This window comes from Paraburkholderia nemoris (assembly GCF_905221015.1).
Taxonomy (GTDB): Bacteria; Pseudomonadota; Gammaproteobacteria; order Burkholderiales; family Burkholderiaceae; genus Paraburkholderia; species Paraburkholderia nemoris.
Genome location: NZ_CAJNBO010000006.1, coordinates 270,466 through 292,350, shown reverse-complemented (window position 1 = coordinate 292,350; position 21,885 = coordinate 270,466). Strand labels below are relative to the sequence as shown.

Here is a 21,885-nt window from a genome sequence, read left to right as displayed (position 1 = left end):
AAAATTGAGTCCCCAACACGTTACTCCAACCCGGCAATAATCCCGATGAAAGGATTGCCGGTTGGCTCATACCGCGCGATTCGCCGTTCACTGAAAAGCGGCGACGCGGTGACCGACGTCATCCGCGCGGTAAAGCGTGAGATCGATATTATGGGCGATATCCCGGCAGCTTCGGACGAGCTGGTGCGTGGGGTCAAACTGGCCAATGTTTAAGGCGATCTGTTCGACGTTTTTCCTATTTCTTATTCGCCGAGATGCAGCGCGGCGTATTCCAGCTTCCGGTTGCCCGAATGTTCGGCTCGACGAGACCTGGATGATGTACAACGCCGCATTCGAAAAAATCGGCTGAGTGTCAGCCGTAGGCGATCACACGCCGGACAGCAACGCCCCTGCACCAGGCACGATCGGCTCGAGCCCAAGATGATCCAGCATGCGCCGAACAGTGCATACCGCAGTCGAAACAGTGCGGATTCCCAGCATGTCTTCAATGCGCTGAATCGCCGGCAACGAAGGCATCTGGACGCAAGCGGACGCCACCACAACATCCGCGCCTTGCGTGTTCAGGCCGCGAACGTCGTCGACCAGTTGCATCGGGTCGCGCAAACCAACTTCGAGGTTGTCGGGAATCTCAAAGCACATGGAATCGATGACCTCAATGCCTTCGTTCTCGATATAAGCGACGACAAGGTCAGTCAAGGGCCGCATGTACGGCGCCATCAGCGAAATCCGGCGAGCGCCCATGATCTTCAGACCTTCTACCAACGCGCCCGCGGAGGTCATGACGGGCGCAAGGCAATGATTGGCGCGCGCAACTTCCAGCAGTTCGCGTTCGGTTTGCCGATGATATCCGGGCCCCATCGCCATGATCGCGACCAGGCACGCCGTGCTCATGACATCGACACGCGCGTCGGCGAGTTCCGCCGCGCAGCGCAGGCCTTCCTTGTTCATCGCGACCAATTCTTCCTTTGTGACCTTGTGCATTCTCATCCGGCTCGAATGGAATGTGAACCGCTCGGGGCGGATCGCTTCACGGGCACGCAACATGGCGGGAATTTCAGTTTCCATGGTCGTATTCGAGCTTGGAACGATCTGTCCGATACGAAAATTTTGAGGCATCTTTCTCTCCAAAAATATAATCAGGTATCCAAATTTCTGAACTGACTCAGTCAGGCATACCCGTGCCACGCGTTTCCGGCAAAAACCACGGAACCACAATACCGAGCAGATAAACCGAGCCGAGTGCCAATGCGGCCTGAGACACACCACCGAATGATTTGATCATGCTGCCCGCGATGATCGGGAACACCCAAGCGATCAGACGCGCTGCATTGAACACGAAACTAATCGCGGTGGAACGCACGCTGGAACCAAAGAGTTCGCATGGGTAGATCGCCATCCAGACATAGGCACAGCCCAAGGTGAAGAAGCCATTGATCGGCGCCACGATCATCATCGCTTCGACGCTTGTCGTCAGCTTGTACGTGACGATCGTTGTCAGCAGTGCGCCGACGAAAGTGAGTGAGAGGAACGCCCGCCGGCCGATTGCATCCACTACGAAGCCCGCGATCATGTAGGCCACAATCGCGCCGACGGTGTACGCAATCGATACCTTCGAGCCCCATGACAAGGCATCGGGGATACCTTCAGCTTTAGCGAGCGCCACGGTATAAGTCGGCAGCCAGCTGGAAATGGCCCACCAGCCAACGGTCGTGACAATCGACAGCACAAGCAGAAGCAGCGTGCGGCGCAGCGCTTCAGGTTCGCTGAACAGTTGCGTGAGCGTGAAGGGGCGCTTATCGGATGCAGGTGCGTCGCCCGCAACCGGCTGCGTGCTCGTCGCGCTCCAGCGTTTTTCGCGCACCGCGCGTTGCCATTTCTCCGACTCGTTGACCCCACGGCGGATGTACAACACAAACAGCGCGGGCACGGCGCCAAGCACGAACATCAGCCGCCAGGTTTCGGCGCCGAGCGGATGCGCCGACGAAAGCGCGTACCACACCACCGCCGCGATCAGCGTGCCCCAGCCGAAGCCCGATTGCAGGAAACCCGCCCCTTTCGCACGTGCCCGCTCAGGCCAGGTTTCCGACAGCAGCGCGACGCCCGTGCTCCATTCGCTGCCCATGGCGAGGCCGGTCAGGAAACGCAGCCCACACAACACCCAGAAGGTTTGCGAGAACGCGGTCAAACCGGAAAACACCGCATAGAGGAAGACGGACCAGAGCATCATCCGCTTGCGTCCGACATAGTCCGCGAGAATCCCGCCGATCAGACCGCCCGCCCCCCAGCCAAGCAGCGTGATGCCGATGACCAGACCCGCGTATGTCGTGGGCGACGCGGCTTGTGCCGGCGACAGCACCGAATGCAGCATCGGCCCAAGCACGACGACGAGCGCCAGGGCCTCATAGCCGTCGAAAATCCAGCCGAGAAAGCTGGCCTTCAGCACACGCCAGTGCATTGCCGTGAGCCCCTCGTACCAGCGAGTTCGCGCGCTCAAGGCAAGGTGTTTGTGTTCCATCTTTCGTCTCCTTCATGTTTTCAACCGATTTTTCCTGCGTGCCGGCCGTCCACCGGCTTGTGCTTCTGGAAAGGCTGACGGGCCGGCGTCCAGGACAACCGCGCCGCCTCGACATAGAATCGCGAGGCACAGTGCCCGGTCTCGCGCCTCGACCGATCATCCTGCGAGGATTGAGCCCTATGGAACATAGGATGCCGGTCGCCAGACGGATTGAAAACTTCTCAATGTTCAATAGAGGCATCGCCAACCGCGATGGGTGCGAGGCGGCCGGATAGCCAACCCGAAGGAGTAAGGATGCGTGTTTCAGCAGATCGGCCGTTGCGCCTCGACATGGAGTCCCTGCGCATTTTTGTGGCCGTCATTGAGGAGGGCAGCATTGCCGCGGCGGCGGCCCGCACGCACATCGTGGCGTCTGCCGTCAGTAAGCGCGTATCGGATCTCGAAGAGGACGCCGGCACGCCGCTGTTATATCGGCACAGCCGCGGTGTGCAACCCACGCCGGCCGGCGAGGCGCTCTATCATCACGCGAAGCGGCTGAGCGAGCACTTGCAGCAAATTTCGGACGAATTGTCTGAGTATTCGGCGGGCTTGAGGGGCCATACCCGCATTTATGTGAACTTTACGGCCATGGTTCAGTATCTGCCGGGTGTGTTGCGCACCTTTCTACGCACCAATCCGAAAGTACGGATCGATATGGCCGAGAAGTCGAGCGATGAAGTGGTGCAGGCAATCGCAAGCGGTGTCGCCGATCTCGGCATCTGCGCGGCTACCAGGGATGCCCTCGGCGATCTGCAGTGGCGTCCCTACAGTGTCGACAAGCTGGTTGTGATCGTGCCGACGGATCATCGGCTCGCCGAGCGCGCGAGCGTGACCTTCGCGGAGGTTCTGGAGGACGACTTCGTCAGCATGCCGTATGGCACGTCCATTTCGAAGTTGTGTCGCGCCGCCGCTGAGCGTGCCGGTATTCGGCTACGCGTGCGTATCGAGGTAACCAGCTTCGAGGGCGTGCGCAACATGGTCAGCGCGGGCCTCGGCATCGGCGTGCTCCCCAAGGGAAGCGTGACGCCTTATATGCAGTCGGTGCCGTTTCGCGTCGTTGAGCTTGATGAACCGTGGTCGCAGCGCCCGCTGGTGATCATCGCCCGCAACTTTGAGACGCTCCCGCTTCCTGCGCGCATGCTGGTCGACCACCTCGACAAGCACCGGGACAACGAGTCATGAGGACTGTCACAAGTCGATAGTGAGCCATCGCGGCTCGCGATGGGTGGCGTCGTTACATATTGATTTACCTGACGCGCCGGGATTCTTAGCATTCGGGTAGGAGCAATGTCTACAACGCATGGAGCAAGCAACATGAACCTCAAACTCCCGATCAAGGTCGCCGTCCTCGACGACTATCAGAACGTCGCGCTGAGCGTGGCAGACTGGTCGCCGCTTAAGGACCTGGCAGACGTGACCGTGTTCAACGATCACGTCGCCGATACTGGGAGCCTGGTTCAACGACTGCAGCCGTTCGACGTCGTATGCGTGATGCGAGAACGCACACCGCTGTCCCGTGAGGTCATCGAAAACCTGCCTAACTTAAAGCTGATTGCTTCGACCGGCCCGGGGAATGTGTCGATCGATCAGGAGGCGGCTACGGAACGCGGCATCGAAATTCGTCATACGGGCTATTCGTCCACGCCGACGATCGAGATGACGTGGGCGCTGATTCTCGCGATGGCCCGCAATATTCCGCTCGAGACTCAATCAGTGCGTCAGGGAGGCTGGCAGCTTTCGCTTGGCGAGCAACTCGCGGGCAAGACGCTCGGCGTGCTTGGTCTTGGCCATATCGGTTCGGCTGTCGGCGTCATCGGGCGCGCATTCAGAATGAACGTCATCGCGTGGAGTGAGAACCTTACCGAGGAACGCGCAGCGGAAAAAGGCGTGCAGCGAGTCAGCAAGGATGTGCTGTTCTCTACCTCCGATTTCCTGTCGATTCACTTGCGGTTTAGCGAGCGAACCCGGGCATTGGTCGGCGCGACGGAACTCGCGCAGATGAAACCCACCAGCCGGCTGATCAATACGTCGCGAGGCGCGATCGTCGACAATACCGCCCTGCTTCGGGCTCTCACGACCGGTCAGATTGCCGGCGCGGCACTGGACGTGTACGAGGTCGAACCGCTCGAGAATCCGCACCCGCTGCGCGAATTGCCTAACGTGCTCGCGACGCCTCATATCGGCTATGTGTCCAAGGAGCTGTATCGCACCTTCTATGGCGATACGGTGCAGAACATCGTTAAGTGGCTCGAGGAAACCGGACGTTCTGCGTAACGGTAGCGGTCACGACGGCCGTGTATATCCCGCGGTGTGCTCATGCTCGTCCGCACGCGCAATATCGAGCGTCTCCTGATGGAATGTCGTAAGCGACTCGCGGTGCGTGACACTGACAATCGCCGCTTTCGGCAATCGCTCGATCAACAGGCCATACAGATACGCTTCGTTCTCGGTATCGAGCGCGCTCGTTGCTTCGTCGAGAAACACATAGTCAGGCTTGTGCATCAGCACACGCGCGACTGCCAGCCGCTGTTGCTCGCCGGGAGAAAGAATGCTCCACCAGTGCTGAGATTCGTGCAATCGGTCGACGTAGTCTTCAAGCCGGCACAGATGCAGCGCCTCGCAACATTCCTCGTCGCTGAAATTGGCGGCCGCTGTGGGATAGGCGAGCGCAGTCTTCAAGGTGCCAACCGGCAAATAGCTCTGCTGCGGGACGAACATCATGCGTGCGTTCACAGGCGCATCGACTGAGCCGTTTCCGAATGGCCAGAGACCCGCCAGCGCACGCAATAGCGTGCTCTTGCCCGAGCCTGACGGCCCACGCACGAGCCAGCGTGAACCTGGCTTGACGGCAATGTCGCGCACACGCGCGAGCGTCTCGCCGTTGGGCAGCGCAAGCGTGAGCTTGTGCGTAGCGAGCCGATCCTCGTCGACGTAGTGCAGATTGATGCCGCCATGCTCGGTGGCTGGCGACACCGACTCCTTCAGACGAGGTAGCTGCATGACGCGCTTGAACTCGCGCAGACGATTGACGGTTGCGCGCCATTGGACAAGCGTGTCGTAATTGTTGATGAACCACGAAAGCGAATCGCTAACCGAACTGAATGCGTCGCCGATTTGCATCAGTGTGCCGAAACTCATCAACCCTGCGAAGTAACGCGGCGATGCCACGACGATCGGAAAGATCTCGGCGATCTGGGCGTAGAAATTGAGCACGAAGCTGTAGCGCCGCGTGTACTTCATCACGCGCCACCAGTTTTCGCGAATCCTGCCGAACAGGTCCTGGGCTGTCGATTCCTCGACACGCATGCCGTCGTAGAACGCAATCTGCTCGGCGTTTTCGCGCAGACGGATCAGGCCAAACCGGAAATCCGCCTCGACACGCTGCAACTGGTAGTTGATTGAGACCAGCGGATGACCGACCTTATTGGTCAGGAGCGAGCCGACAATCGCATAGGCGATGGCTGCCCACAGCATGTAGCCGGGAATCTGGACGGGCGTGCCGCCAATCTCGATTGCCAGCACGCCCGCCGTGCTCCATAAGACGGTCGAGAACCAGACGAGCGTTTCGAGCGTCGAAAGCAGATCAAGTGTGAGCGAAAGTGTGGTGTTGGCGAATGACGCTAGGTCGACAGCGACCCGTTGGTCAGGATTGTCGGCAAGCCGGTCGCGCTCGATGCGATAGAACGTGCCATCGCCCAGCCATTCCTGCAGATAACGTGTGGTCAGCCACTGGCGCCATCGGAAGCCAAGCATCTGGCGCAGATAGCGGTTATAGACGGAAATCCCGACGAACGCGAACGCAAGCGCACTGAAAAGCAGCATCAGCTGCGGGAATTCATGAACCTTTCTGGCTTCCAGTGCATTGTAGAAATCACGGTTCCACGTATTCAGGCGGGCGTTGATGCCGACCAGAACCAGGTCCATGACGATGATCGTGATCAGCAGACTCCACGCGGTCTTGCGTTCCTCAGAGACCCAGTACGGTCTGATCAGGCTCCAGGCTGAGACACGGTCCGCTTGCCCGGACGCAGGGCCGGAAGATTGGTCGCTCATGAACGCCCCTTAACGCGCAGTGAATACGGACCGAGTGCACGGGGTGATTGTAGGGTGTGACTTGTCCGGCCGTCGATGCGGCTTTAATCTTCGCCAGTCACGGCTTCGATATGATCGATTTCGACATCCGTGACGAAGACCAGTACCCGGCAGGTGCTAGTGCGGGCCCGGTTCGCCGACAAGTCATGGTTACTCGACGGAGCAATGATAAGTCGGGTGTTTATGCTGCTGGCCAAGGCACGGCGTGGCACGCAGCTTTCGAGCACGATCTGGCGACCGGAGTGTTCGGCGTCAGCTCCGTTTAGTTCGATTGCGTTATATGGCCATAGCGCCGGACCGGAGTCCGGCAGCCACGATAGCGCCCTCCTCTCAGCCCTTGGCGAACTCGAGCACCACGCGCGATGGGACATCGCCATGCGCGAGACGATGGAACACGCTGTTGATCGCCGAGAGCGGCTGCAACTCGATATCGGCCTTGACCTTGCCGTCAGCGGCGAAGGCAAGCGCTTCGGCCATGTCCCGGCGATTGCCGACAAACGAGCCGCGAATCGTGATGCAGTTCGCCACGACGTCGAACAGGGGTGTCGGAAACTCGCCCGGCGGCAGCCCAACCAGCACACAAGTACCGCATTTGCGCGTCATGCCAACGCCTTGCTTGAATGCGGCCAGCGACGGCGCCGTAATCAGTACGCCATGCGCACCGCCCCCAGTGGCCTTTCTGACGGCCGCAATCGCATCGCCGTCTTTGGCGTTGACCATGGCATCGGCGCCAAGGCGTTTGGCATGCGCGAGCTTGCCGTCATCAATGTCGACTGCACACACATGCAAGCCCATCGCCTTGGCATACTGAATGCCGAGGTGTCCGAGGCCACCGACGCCCGAGACCACGACCCATTCACCTGGGCGCGCCTGAGTCTCCTTGATGCCTTTGTACGAGGTGATCCCGGCACAGATGAGGGGCGCCGCGTCGCGGGCCGCCAGATGGGCTGGGATATGGGCCACATAGTTCGGATCGGCGACGATGTACTCGGCGAATCCACCGTTCTTCGTATAACCGCCGAACTGCGCTTCGGCACATACGGGCTCACGCGCCGCGAGGCAAAACTCGCAGTGTCCGCAAGCGGAGTAGAGCCACGGTACGCCGACCCGGTCGCCTTCCTTCACGGCCGTTACACCCGCACCAAGGGCGGTGACGATGCCGATGCCTTCATGGCCCGGTATGAATGGCAACGTGGGCTTTAACGGCCAGTCCCCGCTCGCGGCATGCAAATCGGTGTGGCATACGCCGCACGCTTCGGTCTTCACCAGGATCTGGCCTGGACCGGGCTCGGGAATATCCAGTTCCTTTAGCACCAACGGCTTGCCGAACTGTTCAACGACGGCAGCTTGCATTTTCGATGTCATGGCTTGTTCCTCGGTAGCGATGAATTCAGCGTGCTAGGCAACAGCGGGCAATCCAAGCCCTCTGACCGCTTCACTCATCTTGATGAGCACGGCCTGGGCGTCGCCATAGACCATGTTGCAGTTGTCTGCGTAAAAGAGTTCATTGACGATGCCGGCGTAGCCCTTGCCTTCCCCGCGCTTGATCACAAACACCTGCTTGGCGTGATCGGCGTTGAGAATCGGCATGCCGTAAATGGCCGACGATTTGTCGGTGCGCGCGGCCGGGTTGACCACGTCGTTGGCGCCGATCACTAGCGCAACATCCGTAGTGGCGAACTGATCGTTGATGTCTTCGAGTTGGAAGATCACGTCGTAGGGCACGCCGGCTTCGGCCAGCAGCACGTCCATCTGGCCCGGCATCCGGCCAGCCACCGGGTGCACCGCAAACTTCACCGACACGCCGCCCGCCTGCAGCAACTTGACGAATTCGTACAGCTTGCCTTGCCCCTGCGAGACCGCGAGACCGTAACCCGGGACGATAATCACCGAGGCCGCATAGCGCATCGCGATGCCGGCGTCGCCGGGCTGCGTCGGCTTCAGGCTGCCCTTGATCTTCCCCTGCTTGCGCGTGGCGACCTCACCAAAGTTGGTGAAGATCACATTGCTCACGGAACGGTTCATGGCCTTGGCCATCAGCAGTGTCAGCAACATGCCGGCTGCGCCGACCACCATGCCGGCGATCATCAGTGCGGGGTTCTGCAACACGTAGCCTTCAATGCCGACCGCGAGGCCGGTAAAGGCGTTAAAGATCGAAATCACCACCGGCATATCGGCACCGCCGATTGGCAGCGTTATCAGAACGCCGAGCGCCAGCGCACAACCGAAGAACAGATAGATCCAGGTCGGCATCGTCAATATCAGCGCGGAGTTGTCCGCGCTTGCGACGACGATGTAGCCGCCAACCACGAAGGTAGCCAGCAGCACCAGTCCATTGAACACCTGCTGCCCTTTCACTCGTACGGGCTTATTGATGACCCCATCGAGCTTAGCCCAGGCGATCAGCGAACCAGACAGCGACACCGCGCCGATCAGCGCGCCTAGCAAGGTCATGATGAGCGCGGTCGCGCCCTGCGCCTTGTTGCCGAACAGTTCCACCGCGGCAATCGCACCGGCCGCTCCGCCACCCATGCCGTTGTAAATCGCCACCATCTGCGGCATGGCGGTCATCGCCACCTTGCGGCCTCCCCACCAGGCCACGCCGCCGCCCAGCACCAAAGCAACGACGGCAAGCCCCAGGTTGACCGGCAGGTTGGGCCGGGCCGCCGCGCCGACGTCGAAGGCATACAGGAAGCTCGCGAGCACGGCCACGGCCATGCCGATACCAGCGACGAAAATGCCCGAAGGCGCCGTAACAGGCGACGACATGCGGTGCAGGCCGTAGAGAAAGAGAAACGCAGCGGCGAGATCGACCACGCCGATGCCGAGTTGGGGGATCAGGGTCAACATGGCGGCGTCCTTAATGCTTCTTTGCGTGGATGGACTTCACGGTGCCGGACTTGCTGTGCGCACCGTGCGTGCCGTGCGCCGCGGGATGACCGCTGGTCTTGAACATCGCGAGCATGCGATCGGTGACGGCATAACCGCCTGCGGCATTGCCCGCGCCGAGCAACACAGCAACGAAGCCGATGACTTGCTCCTGGACCGTACTCGCGTTCAGGAGCGCATAGATGCCGCCCACCACGACAATGCCGTGTACGAAATTCGAGCCCGACATCAACGGGGTATGGAGGATGGCCGGTACGTGTCCGATGATCACCCAGCCGGCGAAAGCGGCCAGCATGAAGATGTAAATCGCGACGAAGCCGGAAATGCTGATCTGGAAGTCCATCACTTGGTCCTTGGTCAGAGCGTGTTTGTGCCGGTGTTGATACAGGCGCTGATACCCGCGCTCATGCCGGCGTAACAGGTTCGGCTTTCGCAGGGGGTTTCTTCGCGTCGGCAACAGGCTTGGCCGCCGCGTCGCTCGCCTCAGCCTTGTTCTCGCCTGCGTGGGTGAGCACCGTTTTGGCGAGCACTTCGTCGCTCCAGTCGATCTCGATGACGTTGTTTTTCATGATCAACGCGAGCAGGTTGTACTGATTCTTCGCGTACAGTTCGCTCGCATCCTCGCCGAGCAGCGAGGGCACATTCAGCGGCGCGACGATCGTCACGTTGCCGATCCGCGTGGTCTCGCCAGGCCGCGTGTCTTCGCAGTTGCCGCCGCCCTCCGCCGACAGATCGACGATCACCGAGCCCGCTTTCATGCCGGCCACCTGTGCGTGGCTGATGAGCTTGGGCGAGGCCTTACCGGGAATCGCGGCGGTTGTGATGATCAGATCGGCGCTCTGAATGTGCTTCGTCAGCACATCCGCGACCCGGGTCTTTTCCTCGGCGCTCAGCTCACGGGCATAGCCGCCTTTACCACGCGCATCGATACCGGTATCGACGAAGGTGGCGCCCAGCGAGAGCGCCTGCTCCTGCGTTTCCGGCCGCACGTCGTAGCCCTCGACGACAGCCCCAAGGCGGTGCGCCGTCGCGATCGCCTCCAGCCCTGCCACACCGAGCCCCATTACCAGAACGTGAGCCGGTCCGATCGAGCCTGCCGCGCTGGTAATCTTGGGCACCACGCGAGCGAGACGGGTCGAGCCGAGTTGCACCGCGTAGTAGCCTGCAAGCGCGGACTGGCTCGATAACGCGTCCATGGATTGGGCACGCGTAATGCGTGGCACCCGCTCCATCGCGAAGCAGGTGATCTTCTTGTCGAGCAGGCGCTTCACCAGCGCGGGCTCGTTGTGCGCATAGATGAACGAAACGAGGATCGCGCCTTCCTTCATCGCGTTGACCACCTCGAGCGCGGGAGGCTGAACGGCAAGCACGACATCGGCGTCTTTCACCAGCGCCGTGCGATCCGCTATAAAGGCGACGTTCTCGAACGCGGCATCATCCAGATGAATCGCCGCGCCCGCCCCCGGCTGCATATGCAGCCGGGCACCCAGTTTGACCAGTTTCTGGACCACGGAGGGCACGAGCGCCACACGGCGTTCATGGGCCCGGGTCTCCGTCAGAACGGCAACGTTGACATACATGGCGGGCTTTCCTTGTGGAGATCAGGCCGGTGCATCGAGGCGGGCGGTACGGACCAGCTTCGTATTGACGAACTCCTGGATGCCCATGTTGCCGAGCTCACGGCCGTAGCCGGAATCCTTGATGCCGCCAAACGGCAGTTCCGCATCGGACCAGTCGATGTTGTTGATGAACATCATCCCGGTCTCGACCCCACTCGCCACACGCTTGCCGCGCGCTTCGTCTTTCGTGAAGACCGAACCACCAAGGCCAAAGTCCGAATCGTTGGCTAACGCGATGGCCGCGGCTTCGTCCTTGACGCGGAAGAACGACACCACCGGACCGAAGAATTCGTCGCGGAAAGCCGGATTGTCCGGTTTGATATCCGTGAGGATCGTCGTTTCCATGAACGAGCCGGGTCGGTCGATGCGTTTGCCGCCCATCACCAGCGTGGCGCCATGTGCCACTGCATCGTCGACCTGCTTGAGCAGTTGAACCAGCGCCGCCTCGGTGGACAAGGGGCCGTGCGTGGTCTTCTCGTCCATCGGGTCGCCTGCCTTCAGTTCGGAGAGCGCGGTCTTGAACTTCGCAAGAAATTTGTCGGCAATCGAATCGAGCACGATGAATCGCTTCGCCGCGCAACAGGTCTGGCCGGCGTTATACATCCGCCCCCACACGGCCCACGGAACGGTCTTTTCCAGGTCGGCGTCGTCGAGCACGATGAACGCATCGCTGCCGCCTAGCTCCATCGAAGTCTTCTTGAGGTTTTGCCCCGCTCGCGCCGCAATACTTCTGCCGGCCTCGACGCTGCCCGTCAATGCCACACCCTTGATGCGCGGGTCGTCGATGATTCGCTCAGACTGCTCGTGCGAGATCAACAGGTTGGTGTACGCCCCCTTAGGCGCGCCGGCGTCGAGCAGGAGTTTCTCGAAAGCAATCGCGCATTGCGGTACGCAGCCGGCATGCTTGACCACCAGCACGTTACCCGCCATCAGTTGCGGGCCGGCAACGCGTGCAAGCTGGTAGTACGGGAAATTCCACGGCTCCACGCAGAAGAGCACGCCGAATGGACTATTTTCCATATGCGCCTCACCGACTTTCGGATTCAGTTTGGTCGGTGCCAGGAAAGTTTTCGCGTGCTCGGCGTAATAAGCAAGGATGTCGGCGCTGAACCTGACTTCGCCACGCGCTTCGTCGATGCGCTTGCCCATTTCAAGGGTCGCCAGTTTGGCAAATTCATCGACGTTCTTACGCATCAGCGTTGCGGCCTTATCCACGATTTCGGCACGCTGGGCGTAGGTCGTATGCTTCCATGTCTGGAAACAGGTCTCGGCGGCAGCGATCGACTTTTCAAGTTGCTCATCGGTCAGTTTTTCGAAGCTCTTCAGAACCTTGCCGGTGTTAGGGTTGACGCTTTGATAAGCCATGATTTGTTTTCTCTTTAAATGGAGGTTGGCTTGAGTTCCGGGGCGGAACGTCAAGCACGTGTCGAACACCAGTACATCTTGTGTTCGACATCCTAAATATTAGTTTTCGAACGATCCTAATTCGGACGCCACTTGCGTGCCTGACCTCAGGCGCCCTGCTTCTTCATCGCGGTCTTCGACTCTTTCACGTCATGCTCAGCCCTCGGACCGAAATCACGCAAAATGATCTGTCTTGCCGCGCCATTGCATAGCAGCGACTGCCTCCGCCATGAGCGCGGCGGAAAGAAATAGTGTTTTCGGATTGTGAGCATGATGGCCACTCCTTGCTGGAGGGGGCGGCCCGGGCGAGCGATTGAAGAAAATCATACTGCGCGAGGGTGTTTCGGGCGCTTTTGGATGAAAGACGCAAGGCGCGTGTAACCACGGTGCGCTTAACCTCCGTGGAGGTCGGTACGGTGCCGTACAAGTGCGGACCCGGCCCCAATGAGCACGAAAAGAAGTCCCGATCTCCGTCGCGGTACCGTTCAGGACGGTTCGCCCGCTCCAGACCCTCCGGGTGCTGTTGCCGGCGCAGTCAGGTCTTCGTCTGAGTGCCGGAATGCCGCCCCCTTGCTGCCCGGCAGCCCGCTTGATTCGACAATATCGACCCGCAGACTGCCTTGATTGTTCCAATACGCCCAGGTGGCGTCGTTGGCAAAGCAATACAGGTAACCCGAGTAAGGAGCCTTGATCTCCATCTCTCTGCCAATTCTGAAGTAGAAGGGTTGCGGTGACACGCCTGCTTCGCTCGGTTCCCCTGGGTATGAGATCGCACCACAGAGTTCGAACCAGTTCGCGTCCCTAACCCGCTTGGACCATGCAAACAGGCGTAGCATCCAGTTGCCTGGCGTGCCCTCCGCTCCCGATACGGTGTCCCCATCCAGCCATGTTTGACCTTCAAGCACCTTGAACCGGTAGCTCACTCCCTCCTTCATGAAAATACCTGTCCAGTTCCACAACGTGCCGGCGAAAACGCGCACCTGCACCCCCGTCCCAGGGTTGATGTTCGGTCGATAAGGAGCCTGAAAGATTGGCGGACTGGCCTGCCGTGCCAATGCCAGATCCGAGATCGATTCGGAGCATATGCGTGAATCCTTCGCCAGATAGGGAAACGACCGAGGACGAAATCCGATCCTCCTGTAAAAGCCTGTGAGCGAGTTGTGCAGGACGCCATGTACCGCGGATGGCGACAACTGGCCCGCATCGGCTATCTGGTCCAACATCTTCGGTTCAAACACCGCACCGCATTGCGCGGCCTCGGCAATCATCCATTTGAGCGTGGCGTCGGAAAGCCCGGTCTCCTTGTAGCCGCCCCCAACGTCCGCGTGCACGCCAGGGAACCACACTTGCGTCACGCGTGCCGGGTCGCACCCATCGGCGTCCGTCCACAACGTTGGAAAGAAAGTGTTCCGCTGCTCATCAATGGCAAGGGCTTGCACTGCGCGTTCAACTTCTGGCGAAAGCGTCGTGTCGTGAAATTCGAGGCGCTGTCTCCCTAAGCCGAATAAGTTCGCAATTTCAGGAATACCGAGCGCGCCCACCGTCTCCCACACACCCAAAAAGCGAATGGGAGGCGGTTTGCCATTCTCGATGCAGAACCGCTCCTGTCGGGTGACGTTTTCCGGTACCTTTGGATCGAGCCGGTACAGGTTCCATGCCTGCTTGACTAGCGCCCAGCTTGCCTCGCGAGGAAGTCCACAACGGTGAAGCATGCCCACCAGGCTTCGTGCCGTGAACGCGCCGCGCGAAAAGCCAATGACAAAAATTTCAGAACCTTCCTCGTAGTGGTCGGACAGCCACTTGTACGCAGTTCGAATGTCTCGGGAGAGACCCAATCCCAGCGCACCGTCTACGAGGCGACGAACCCGCCCTTCGTTGGCGCCAATGCCGACGTGGTAGTAGCGGAGCTGCTCGACGCCGTCTTCGCCGTGCTCGCTCAGCGCGTTGAAAAAGCGAACGACATTGGTTGGAACAGGCACCCCCTGAAACTCGTCGCTATCCGAGTTCCATGTGCCGTCGCAGCAAACGAAAAGTCTCTTCATGTTTGCAGGTTCTACCTTATAGGTTCTACCTCATATTTCGACGCGCGAGCCCAGCTCGATCACCCGGTTTGAGCTCAGCTTGAAATAAGCCGCAGGGTTGCCGATATTGTGCGCCATCACGCTGAACACTCGTTCACGCCAAACCGGCATGCCCTTGCCTCCAGTCGCCACTACGGTGGCATGACTGAGGAAATAGGAGACCTTCGCCGGGTCGACCACCAGGCCCTTCGGCTCGCAATCGCGCAGCGCTTGCGGCAGGCTGGCCTCGTCCTTGAAGCCGTAAGTCACGAGGATGCTGTGGCAGTTGTGGCCCAGCGCCGTGATCGCCACGCGCTGCTCACGCGGGACATAGGGCACATCCAGGTTAGTCACGTGCACGAACAGCACACGCTCGTGCAGCACGTGGTTATGTGCCAGGTTGTTGATCAGCGCGTGCGGCACGGTGTTCGGGTCGATGGTCAGGAACGCCGCGGTACCGGGCACGCGTATGGTTTCCTTCGCGAACAGGCTGTCCAGGTACTTGCCCAGCGGCAACGCGCCGGCATGGATGCTGGCCTCTTCGACCATCAGCGCACGGCCGCGGTGCCAGGTGGACATTACGGTGAACATGATGGCGCCCAGCAGCAGCGGGAACCATCCGCCATCCACGAATTTGAGCAGGTTAGCCGAGAAGAACGCGAGGTCGATAACGAAGAAGAAGCCGGTGGCCAGCACGCACAGCCACCAGTTGTAGTGCCAGGCGTAGCGCACCACGTAGAACGTGAGGAAGGTGGTGATCATCATGGTGCCCGTCACCGCGATACCGTAGGCCGAACCCAGCGCCGTAGAGGAACCGAAGCCCAGCACCGCCCCTACCACCGCGATCAGCAACAACCAGTTGATGGCGGGCACATAGATCTGGCCGACCTCGCGTTCAGAGGTGTAGACAATGCCCATGCGCGGCATGAAGCCGAGTTGCATAGCCTGCTTGGTCATGGAAAACGCGCCGCTGATCACTGCCTGCGACGCGATCACAGTCGCCACCGTGGCCAGCACCACCATCGGAAACAGCGCCACCGACGGGAAGAGGTGGAAGAAGGGGTTGTCGACGGCCTTGGGGTCCGACAACAGCAGCGCGCCCTGGCCCAGGTAGTTGAGCGCCAGCGCGGGTAGCACGAGTGCGAACCACGACAGGCGGATCGGCGGCGCGCCGAAGTGGCCCATGTCGGCATACAGCGCCTCGGCGCCGGTCAGCGCCAACACCACCGCGCCGAGCGAGACAAAGGCCCGCCAACCGTTACGGATCAGGAATTCGAGGCCCACGAACGGGTTGAAAGCATCAAGGATGGCCGGCGCGCGGCCGATGCAGAGCAGTCCCGACACCGCAATCACGACAAACCACAGTACCATCACCGGCCCGAACACCGCGCCGATGCCGGCCGTGCCGCGCCGCTGCACCAGGAACAAGGCGATCAGCACGACCAGCGCGATCGACACCACGAAGGGCTTGAGCTGCGGCTCCGCCACTTCCAGCCCTTCCACCGCGCTGAGCACCGAGATGGCCGGCGTGATGACGCCGTCGCCGTAGAACAGCGCCGCGCCGAACACGCCGGCGAGCAGCAGCCCGTTGCGCAGGCGTGGCCGGTCCATTACAGAACTGGAAGCCAGCGCCAGCAGCGCCATGATGCCGCCCTCGCCGTGGTTGTGGGCGCGCATGATCAGCGTCACGTACTTCAGCGTCACCACGATGATCAATGACCAGATGATGAGCGACACCACGCCCAGCACATTGAAGCGGTCGAGCACCAGCCCGTGGCCCGAGTCGAACACCGTGCTCATGGTGTAGAGCGGACTGGTGCCGATGTCGCCGAACACGATGCCGATGGCAGCCAGCGCCAGCTTGGGCATCGACCCGTGGCTGCTTTCCGCGACGTGGCCGGCAGGGGCGCCCGGTTGTTGGCCTGAAGACGATTCCATGAATGGCTCCTTCTCAGTGGGTGGCCCCCCGGCCAGCGAACGGTGCGCCGGCGCTCAAGCGCCTGGCGGCCCGCCTGGTCACGCTAATCCCCCTGCAGCAATGGGCTGATCGGCGGACGGCCTGTCGGTGACAGCCTACAGAAGAAAGGGCGCGGCTCAAAGCCGGGCATCTCCTTAGGATCGCCCATCAGAACCGGTTCGCCTCAGTTAGGCTCCGGCTCTTCATCCATGATGAGCAGAAACAGTGTCGCCTGAGATGAGATGTTCAGCTTCCTGTAAAGATTGCGCCGATGAACTTTGGCAGTAGCGGGTGACACGCCAAGCAGCCTTGCCATATTCTTGGTCGAATGACCGGCAAGAATCATCAGCGCGATTTCGATTTCGCGGTTGGTCAACGATGTGTTGGAGCGCTTGCGCAACGCCTGTTCGAAGTGAAGGCGTCGATCACCTCCGGCGGGTGAACTTACCGGCGGCGGGAGCACGGCTGTTTGTGCTACCAAGGCGTGGCACATCAACGGAAGCAACCATGCGCCGTAAAGACAGAGGGTTCCGATTTCAGTCGAGCTAAAGCGGCGTTCACTGCCCATCGATACGGACAGCGTTCCGCCCGCAGGCAGCGGGGCCAGCAACTGCACCTCATCTTCCAGCACGTTGACCGAAAAATAGCGGCGAAAATATTCGGTTTCCCGGAAGTGATCGGGCGCGACTTCGTCCAGACAATACACACCCGGACTGATCTCGCCCAGGCTGAATTGATAGAAAGGGTCCAGCAAATAGACGCTGTTCAAATATCCCTTGAACAGTTCGTCGTTCGGCGTGCGCGACTGGATCTCCGCAATTAACTGGGGTTTCCCGTTGGGCCAGAAGATCACCACTACCCAGTTGTCAAAGTGGACCACTTTGCGCAACAGGTCGATCAGCGCATGCCAGAACTGTTTGTCGTCGAGCTTTTCGACCAGACGTCCAAGCCGCTGATGAAAGGCAACGTCCGATACATCGAGCTGCATGTCAGTTTCCCCCACTACCCCTTAAAGGGTAGGTCGTCCCATCGTTCTAGCCCTTCGGCCTGATTTTCACCCGTCGTCCCCCACCCTACCATCTCTGTACCCCGTCGCATGCGCGTCGGCAGGCTTGCTCGCAGCGAGCAACACAGGAGAAAAGTATGGGTATCAGAGACATCGGTGTTCGAGTTGGCCACGGCACGCCCGGTCCGTTTAACAGCATCACCGACGTGCAAGGCGTAAGAGTCGGTCATCGTACCCTGGTCGAAAACGACGCAGAAGCTTCGATTCGAACCGGCGTGACGATCATCGAACCACGCGCCGGCATGGCGCGGCTCGATCCATGTTTTGCCGGGTGTCATGTGCTCAACGGAAACGGCGATGCCACCGGCCTGGAATGGATCCGCGAATCAGGCTTGCTGACTACGCCTATCGCCTACACCAACACGCACAGCGTCGGCGTGGTTCGCGACGCATTGGTCGCCGCCGAACGCGCATGCGTCGGCAATAGCCAGTACTGGTGCATGCCGGTAGTGCTGGAAACGTTTGATGGAGTGCTCAACGACATCTGGGGGCAGCATGTCACCGCTGCGCACGTTCACGAGGCGCAGGCCGACGCTCGCAGTGGACCGGTGGCCGAGGGTTCGGTTGGCGGTGGTACCGGCATGATTTGTCACGAGTTCAAAGGCGGCATCGGAACAGCCTCACGCAAGCTCGCAGCAGCGGACGGTGGCTGGACCGTCGGCGCGTTAGTCCAGGCGAACTACGGCCGTCGCGATGCGCTGCGTGTGGCCGGCTATCCGGTGGGCGAAGTGCTGCGAGGTCTGCCGTCGCCATTCGACCGACGTCGTGCGGGTGTCCCCGGAATGGGATCGATCGTAGTGACGCTTGCGACCGACGCGCCACTTCTGCCGCATCAGTGCGAGCAGATTGCACGGCGCGCGAGCATCGGATTAGCCCGCGTGGGCGGCGGCACCGAATACTCCAGTGGCGACATCTTCATCGCCTTCTCGGTAGGCAACCGTGGCATACCGCCGGCGGATTACGGCAAGGCGATCGAGCCTGTCATCAGCGTGCGCAGCGTCATTCACGATTTCATTTCTCCGCTATTCGTCGCGGCTGCGGAAGCGGTCGAAGAGGCCATTCTCAACGCCCTCGTTGCTGCCGAAGATATGGACGGCCAAGGCGTTCATGTCCCGGCGCTCGGCGCCGCCCGGTTGCTGAAAGCACTGGAACAAGTTGGGTGGCGCCGTGACCGCCCGATTGTTGACTGACGCTTCTTCCCCCCTCGCATGAGTTCCTTCATTAAAACCGAAAGGCTGATATGACACCCCGCCATCTCATCACTGTCGTCACTGGAATCCTCGCAACTGCGGGGATACTGGCCGCGACCGCAAATCATGCTCAAGCCGAAGAGCTGAATGTCTACAACTGGTCGGATAATATCGCCGACGACACCATCTCGGGATTCGAAAAGGAAACCGGCATTCACACGCGCTACGACGTCTATGACGGCGACGACACCTTGCAGGCAAAGTTGCTAAGCGGGTCATCGGGCTATGACGTTGTCGTGCCGTCATCCAGCTACGCCGGCAAGCAGATCGAAGCGGGGGTCTATCGGAAGCTCGACAAGAGCAAGATTCCAAACCTGGCCAATCTGGATCCCGTGCTCATGAAGATGCTTGCGTCGGCCGATCCGGGCAATCAATACACCGTGCCATGGTCATGGGGAACAGACGGCATTGGTTACAACGTCACGAAGGTAACGCAGATATTAGGCAAGGATGCCCCCTACGATAGCTGGGACCTGCTGTTCGATCCGCAATACGTATCGAAGCTGAAAACCTGCGGCGTTTCCGTGCTCGACTCCGCCGAGGATGCGTTCTCGGTTGGGTTGATCTACCTGCATAAGGATCCCAACAGCAAGAACCCCGCTGATTATCAGGAAGTGTTCAAGCTGCTCAAAACGATTCGCCCGTACATCACCCAGTTCAATTCGTCCGGCTACATCAACGATCTCGCCAATAACGATGTCTGCATCGCGCTAGCGTGGTCGGGCGACGTCGGGATAGCGAAGCGGCGTGCAGAAGAGGCGCATCGCTCGTATGAGATTCGCTACGTCATTCCTAAGGGCGATGGGGTGTTGTGGTTCGACCTGATGGGTGTTCCCAAAGACGCGCCGCACCCGGAAGCTGCAATGCAATGGATCAATTACATTCTTCAGCCGAAGGTGAGCGCGGCGATCACCAATCAGGTTTTCTATCCGAACGCTAATGCTTCGGCCCGTGCCTATGTGAAGCCGGCGATCCTCGAGAATGAAGCGGTTTATCCTCGCGGAGAAAAGATGAAATCGCTCACGCTGTCATTGCCTTTGCCGGCCGATATCCTGCGCCTTGAAAACAGGCTGTGGACACAGCTTAAGGCCGGGCGCTGAGGTTGAGGCGGGTCGACGTATTGCGTCAGCGTTGGATTGACCGGCCGACATCGGCATCCTGTTAGTTCTTTTCATAGGATGACGTCACCACTTCAACAGAACGGGAAATGGTCAGATAGTCGCAGTGACAATCACGGAGGTTTCACTATGCGTATCTTTCTGACGGGCGCGACAGGTTTCATCGGCGCGGCCATCGTTCCCGAACTCATCAACGCTGGCCATCACGTGATCGGCATGACGCGTTCGGACGCGGGAGCGCAAGCGCTTATCGATGCAGGGGCGGAGGTGCATCGCGGAACCCTGGAGGATGCGAAGAGCCTGCGCAGCGGCGCCGCAAAAGCAGATGCCGCTATTCACACGGCGTTCGATCACGATTTCTCAAGATTCGTGGAGAACTGCGAAAAGGACAAGCGTGCGATTGCGGCACTCGGTTCGGCGCTCGCTGGCTCTGACCGCCCTTTAATCATCACCTCCGGGACCGGCATGGGTAGCGGTGAGCATGGTCAACTGGCGACCGAGGATGTCTTTAATGTCAGTCATCCCAATCCGCGGATCGCATCTGAGCTGGCTGGGAATGCTCTCCTGGAGGCGGGTGTCAACGTGTCGGTGGTACGTCTACCTCAGGTTCACAACCCGTTCAAGCAGGGACTCATCTCGCCGCTCGTTGCTATCGCTCGGGAGAAAGGCGTCTCTGCTTTCGTGGGCGAGGGTCGTAACCGCTGGCCGGCCGGCCATCTCTCCGATGTGGCGCATCTCTATCGGCTCGCCGTAGAAGAGCGCCAACAGGGGGCTCGATATCATGCGGTCGGCGAAGAAGGGATCAGTAGCCGAGAAATCGCCGAGGCGCTTGGTCGGGGTCTGAAATTGCCCGTCGTTTCGATCAACCCGGATGAAGCAGCGGCGCATTTTGGATGGATGGCAATGTTCATCGGATTGGATATGCCGGCTTCCAGTGTTCAGACTCAAGCTCGGCTGGACTGGCATCCAACCGGGCCGACGCTCATCGCCGATCTCAACGAAGCGCAGTATGTTTAGTCACCTTTGTTGAGTGGCACGAAGCGAAGCAGAATCGATCTGCACCGGGGCGTTAACTCTCACTGAAGCGATTAACCCCCGGCGCGCTTCGCGCTGTGTCCGTACTTCTTGAGCGCTTCGATGACTCGCTCGCAATGATCACCCTGCACTTCAATCACGCCGTCCTTGACCGTTCCACCAGAACCGCAGGCCGTGCGCAATTGCTTGCCTAACACGGCCAAAGCAAGAGGATCGAGCGCCAACCCTTTAACGATCGTTACGCTTTTCCCGCCCCGGCCCTTGGTCTCGCGTGACACCCGCACCACGCCATCGCCCACCGGCAATGCCCTGGCAACTGCCTTGCAGATACATTCCGCGAGCGCCTTTCTGCATTCGGGACACATCTGTCCGCCATCGGTGGAATAGACAAGGCCACCTTTTGAACTATGTTTCATGATTGGTTTATTCAAAGTCACTACTTTGCTGCGAAACTGCGGCTCGAAATAGATATGGAGTTCCCGTCTGGGTCTTTCGCATTGGCAAAACTGTAGCCATTCGCTTGATGGGTTGCGCCAAATTCAAGACCGCCTCTCGCGCATTTGTTCTTGAAGCCTTCGACGTCGTCGATGTCGAACACCAACTTCACCGTAGCTTGCCCTGACCTTACTCCCTTCGCGGCTTGATGCACCATGATGATGACGCCTCCGTGCGGCGATACGAGTTCGGCAATACGATCGTCGTCATCGAACTTGTAGGCGAAACTGAAGTATCGTTCGTAGAACGTGCAGGTTTTTTTCACATCTTTTGCATACAGCAATATCCGGTTTAGAGACGGACCCATCTTTCCCTCGACTATTTTTGTAAGCTATCGCGCAGTGCA

At 59.8% G+C, this 21,885-nt stretch carries 20 protein-coding genes; 6 read left to right on the top strand and 14 right to left on the bottom strand.

The window, feature by feature from the left end; all coding sequences use genetic code 11:
• Positions 1–45: 45 nt before the first annotated feature.
• Positions 46–213, top strand: a complete 168-nt coding sequence (locus tag KHO33_RS12055; RefSeq protein ID WP_172737564.1) for a hypothetical protein — start codon at positions 46–48, stop codon at positions 211–213.
• A gap of 153 nt (positions 214–366) precedes the next feature.
• Here the strand turns inward: KHO33_RS12055 and KHO33_RS12050 are convergent, their stop codons facing one another.
• Positions 367–1,116, bottom strand: a complete 750-nt coding sequence (locus KHO33_RS12050; RefSeq protein WP_234475231.1) for a maleate cis-trans isomerase family protein — start codon at positions 1,114–1,116, stop codon at positions 367–369.
• Positions 1,117–1,162: 46 nt separating this feature from the next.
• The gene (locus tag KHO33_RS12045; RefSeq protein ID WP_200565013.1) at positions 1,163–2,515 is read right to left on the bottom strand and encodes an MFS transporter; all 1,353 of its coding nucleotides are present in this window, start codon (positions 2,513–2,515) and stop codon (positions 1,163–1,165) included.
• A 294-nt stretch (positions 2,516–2,809) separates the two neighbouring features.
• On the opposite strand from KHO33_RS12045, the gene KHO33_RS12040 reads away from it, so the two are divergent.
• Positions 2,810–3,736 carry a LysR family transcriptional regulator gene (locus KHO33_RS12040; protein ID WP_234480555.1) on the top strand — a complete coding sequence of 309 codons (927 nt, stop codon included), beginning with the start codon at positions 2,810–2,812 and terminating at the stop codon, positions 3,734–3,736.
• 132 nt (positions 3,737–3,868) lie between these two features.
• Positions 3,869–4,828: a D-2-hydroxyacid dehydrogenase family protein gene (locus KHO33_RS12035; protein WP_200565014.1), complete on the top strand. Its 960-nt coding sequence runs from the start codon at positions 3,869–3,871 to the stop codon at positions 4,826–4,828.
• Between the two features lie 9 nt (positions 4,829–4,837).
• On the opposite strand, the gene KHO33_RS12030 is transcribed toward KHO33_RS12035, so the two are convergent.
• The 10 genes from KHO33_RS12030 to KHO33_RS11985 form a co-directional block, all read right to left on the bottom strand.
• Positions 4,838–6,607 (bottom strand): ABC transporter ATP-binding protein/permease, encoded by a 1,770-nt coding sequence (locus tag KHO33_RS12030; protein WP_200565015.1) that lies wholly within the window; start codon positions 6,605–6,607, stop codon positions 4,838–4,840.
• Between the two features lie 369 nt (positions 6,608–6,976).
• Positions 6,977–8,011, bottom strand: coding sequence for a zinc-dependent alcohol dehydrogenase (locus KHO33_RS12025; protein ID WP_200565016.1), 1,035 nt, complete (start codon positions 8,009–8,011; stop codon positions 6,977–6,979).
• 33 nt (positions 8,012–8,044) lie between these two features.
• Positions 8,045–9,496, bottom strand: coding sequence for an NAD(P)(+) transhydrogenase (Re/Si-specific) subunit beta (locus tag KHO33_RS12020; RefSeq protein WP_200565017.1), 1,452 nt, complete (start codon positions 9,494–9,496; stop codon positions 8,045–8,047).
• Positions 9,497–9,506: 10 nt separating this feature from the next.
• Positions 9,507–9,878 carry an NAD(P) transhydrogenase subunit alpha gene (locus KHO33_RS12015; protein WP_054034215.1) on the bottom strand — a complete coding sequence of 124 codons (372 nt, stop codon included), beginning with the start codon at positions 9,876–9,878 and terminating at the stop codon, positions 9,507–9,509.
• A 61-nt stretch (positions 9,879–9,939) separates the two neighbouring features.
• On the bottom strand, positions 9,940–11,115 hold the full coding sequence (locus tag KHO33_RS12010; protein ID WP_234480556.1) for an NAD(P) transhydrogenase subunit alpha: 1,176 nt from the start codon (positions 11,113–11,115) through the stop codon (positions 9,940–9,942).
• 21 nt (positions 11,116–11,136) lie between these two features.
• The gene (locus KHO33_RS12005) at positions 11,137–12,519 is read right to left on the bottom strand and encodes an NAD-dependent succinate-semialdehyde dehydrogenase (RefSeq protein ID WP_154559352.1); all 1,383 of its coding nucleotides are present in this window, start codon (positions 12,517–12,519) and stop codon (positions 11,137–11,139) included.
• A gap of 146 nt (positions 12,520–12,665) precedes the next feature.
• Positions 12,666–12,830: a hypothetical protein gene (locus tag KHO33_RS12000; protein WP_200565018.1), complete on the bottom strand. Its 165-nt coding sequence runs from the start codon at positions 12,828–12,830 to the stop codon at positions 12,666–12,668.
• A 213-nt stretch (positions 12,831–13,043) separates the two neighbouring features.
• The gene (locus KHO33_RS11995; protein WP_200565019.1) at positions 13,044–14,600 is read right to left on the bottom strand and encodes a DUF2235 domain-containing protein; all 1,557 of its coding nucleotides are present in this window, start codon (positions 14,598–14,600) and stop codon (positions 13,044–13,046) included.
• A 30-nt stretch (positions 14,601–14,630) separates the two neighbouring features.
• Positions 14,631–16,556, bottom strand: a complete 1,926-nt coding sequence (locus tag KHO33_RS11990) for a potassium transporter Kup (protein WP_407946173.1) — start codon at positions 16,554–16,556, stop codon at positions 14,631–14,633.
• A 203-nt stretch (positions 16,557–16,759) separates the two neighbouring features.
• Positions 16,760–17,563 (bottom strand): helix-turn-helix transcriptional regulator, encoded by an 804-nt coding sequence (locus KHO33_RS11985; protein WP_200565020.1) that lies wholly within the window; start codon positions 17,561–17,563, stop codon positions 16,760–16,762.
• A gap of 155 nt (positions 17,564–17,718) precedes the next feature.
• On the opposite strand from KHO33_RS11985, the gene KHO33_RS11980 reads away from it, so the two are divergent.
• The 3 genes from KHO33_RS11980 (at position 17,719) to KHO33_RS11970 (ending at position 21,026) form a co-directional block, all read left to right on the top strand.
• The gene (locus KHO33_RS11980) at positions 17,719–18,831 is read left to right on the top strand and encodes a DmpA family aminopeptidase (protein ID WP_200565021.1); all 1,113 of its coding nucleotides are present in this window, start codon (positions 17,719–17,721) and stop codon (positions 18,829–18,831) included.
• A gap of 50 nt (positions 18,832–18,881) precedes the next feature.
• Complete coding sequence (locus tag KHO33_RS11975; RefSeq protein ID WP_200565022.1) at positions 18,882–19,991, top strand: polyamine ABC transporter substrate-binding protein; 1,110 nt, start codon at positions 18,882–18,884, stop codon at positions 19,989–19,991.
• 147 nt (positions 19,992–20,138) lie between these two features.
• Positions 20,139–21,026, top strand: coding sequence for an SDR family oxidoreductase (locus KHO33_RS11970; protein WP_200565023.1), 888 nt, complete (start codon positions 20,139–20,141; stop codon positions 21,024–21,026).
• 71 nt (positions 21,027–21,097) lie between these two features.
• On the opposite strand, the gene KHO33_RS11965 is transcribed toward KHO33_RS11970, so the two are convergent.
• Both KHO33_RS11965 and KHO33_RS11960 read right to left on the bottom strand, forming a co-directional pair.
• Positions 21,098–21,460: a translation initiation factor Sui1 gene (locus KHO33_RS11965; RefSeq protein WP_054034216.1), complete on the bottom strand. Its 363-nt coding sequence runs from the start codon at positions 21,458–21,460 to the stop codon at positions 21,098–21,100.
• 20 nt (positions 21,461–21,480) lie between these two features.
• The gene (locus KHO33_RS11960; RefSeq protein ID WP_054033446.1) at positions 21,481–21,846 is read right to left on the bottom strand and encodes a VOC family protein; all 366 of its coding nucleotides are present in this window, start codon (positions 21,844–21,846) and stop codon (positions 21,481–21,483) included.
• Positions 21,847–21,885 lie beyond the last annotated feature (39 nt).

Excerpts from the sequence above, each read along its gene's own strand:
- KHO33_RS11980 (WP_200565021.1), top strand. The coding sequence starts at position 17,719 with ATGGGTATCAGAGACATCGGTGTTCGAGTTGGCCACGGCACGCCCGGT.
- KHO33_RS12025 (WP_200565016.1), bottom strand. The coding sequence starts at position 8,011 with ATGACATCGAAAATGCAAGCTGCCGTCGTTGAACAGTTCGGCAAGCCG.
- KHO33_RS11960 (WP_054033446.1), bottom strand. The coding sequence starts at position 21,846 with ATGGGTCCGTCTCTAAACCGGATATTGCTGTATGCAAAAGATGTGAAA.
- KHO33_RS12035 (WP_200565014.1), top strand. The coding sequence starts at position 3,869 with ATGAACCTCAAACTCCCGATCAAGGTCGCCGTCCTCGACGACTATCAG.
- KHO33_RS11985 (WP_200565020.1), bottom strand. The coding sequence starts at position 17,563 with ATGCAGCTCGATGTATCGGACGTTGCCTTTCATCAGCGGCTTGGACGT.
- KHO33_RS11995 (WP_200565019.1), bottom strand. The coding sequence starts at position 14,600 with ATGAAGAGACTTTTCGTTTGCTGCGACGGCACATGGAACTCGGATAGC.
- KHO33_RS11990 (WP_407946173.1), bottom strand. The coding sequence starts at position 16,556 with ATGGAATCGTCTTCAGGCCAACAACCGGGCGCCCCTGCCGGCCACGTC.
- KHO33_RS12015 (WP_054034215.1), bottom strand. The coding sequence starts at position 9,878 with ATGGACTTCCAGATCAGCATTTCCGGCTTCGTCGCGATTTACATCTTC.
- KHO33_RS12000 (WP_200565018.1), bottom strand. The coding sequence starts at position 12,830 with ATGCTCACAATCCGAAAACACTATTTCTTTCCGCCGCGCTCATGGCGG.
- KHO33_RS12055 (WP_172737564.1), top strand. The coding sequence starts at position 46 with ATGAAAGGATTGCCGGTTGGCTCATACCGCGCGATTCGCCGTTCACTG.
- KHO33_RS11970 (WP_200565023.1), top strand. The coding sequence starts at position 20,139 with ATGCGTATCTTTCTGACGGGCGCGACAGGTTTCATCGGCGCGGCCATC.
- KHO33_RS12020 (WP_200565017.1), bottom strand. The coding sequence starts at position 9,496 with ATGTTGACCCTGATCCCCCAACTCGGCATCGGCGTGGTCGATCTCGCC.
- KHO33_RS12050 (WP_234475231.1), bottom strand. The coding sequence starts at position 1,116 with ATGCCTCAAAATTTTCGTATCGGACAGATCGTTCCAAGCTCGAATACG.
- KHO33_RS12030 (WP_200565015.1), bottom strand. The coding sequence starts at position 6,607 with ATGAGCGACCAATCTTCCGGCCCTGCGTCCGGGCAAGCGGACCGTGTC.
- KHO33_RS12045 (WP_200565013.1), bottom strand. The coding sequence starts at position 2,515 with ATGGAACACAAACACCTTGCCTTGAGCGCGCGAACTCGCTGGTACGAG.
- KHO33_RS11965 (WP_054034216.1), bottom strand. The coding sequence starts at position 21,460 with ATGAAACATAGTTCAAAAGGTGGCCTTGTCTATTCCACCGATGGCGGA.
- KHO33_RS12040 (WP_234480555.1), top strand. The coding sequence starts at position 2,810 with ATGCGTGTTTCAGCAGATCGGCCGTTGCGCCTCGACATGGAGTCCCTG.
- KHO33_RS12005 (WP_154559352.1), bottom strand. The coding sequence starts at position 12,519 with ATGGCTTATCAAAGCGTCAACCCTAACACCGGCAAGGTTCTGAAGAGC.
- KHO33_RS12010 (WP_234480556.1), bottom strand. The coding sequence starts at position 11,115 with ATGTATGTCAACGTTGCCGTTCTGACGGAGACCCGGGCCCATGAACGC.
- KHO33_RS11975 (WP_200565022.1), top strand. The coding sequence starts at position 18,882 with ATGACACCCCGCCATCTCATCACTGTCGTCACTGGAATCCTCGCAACT.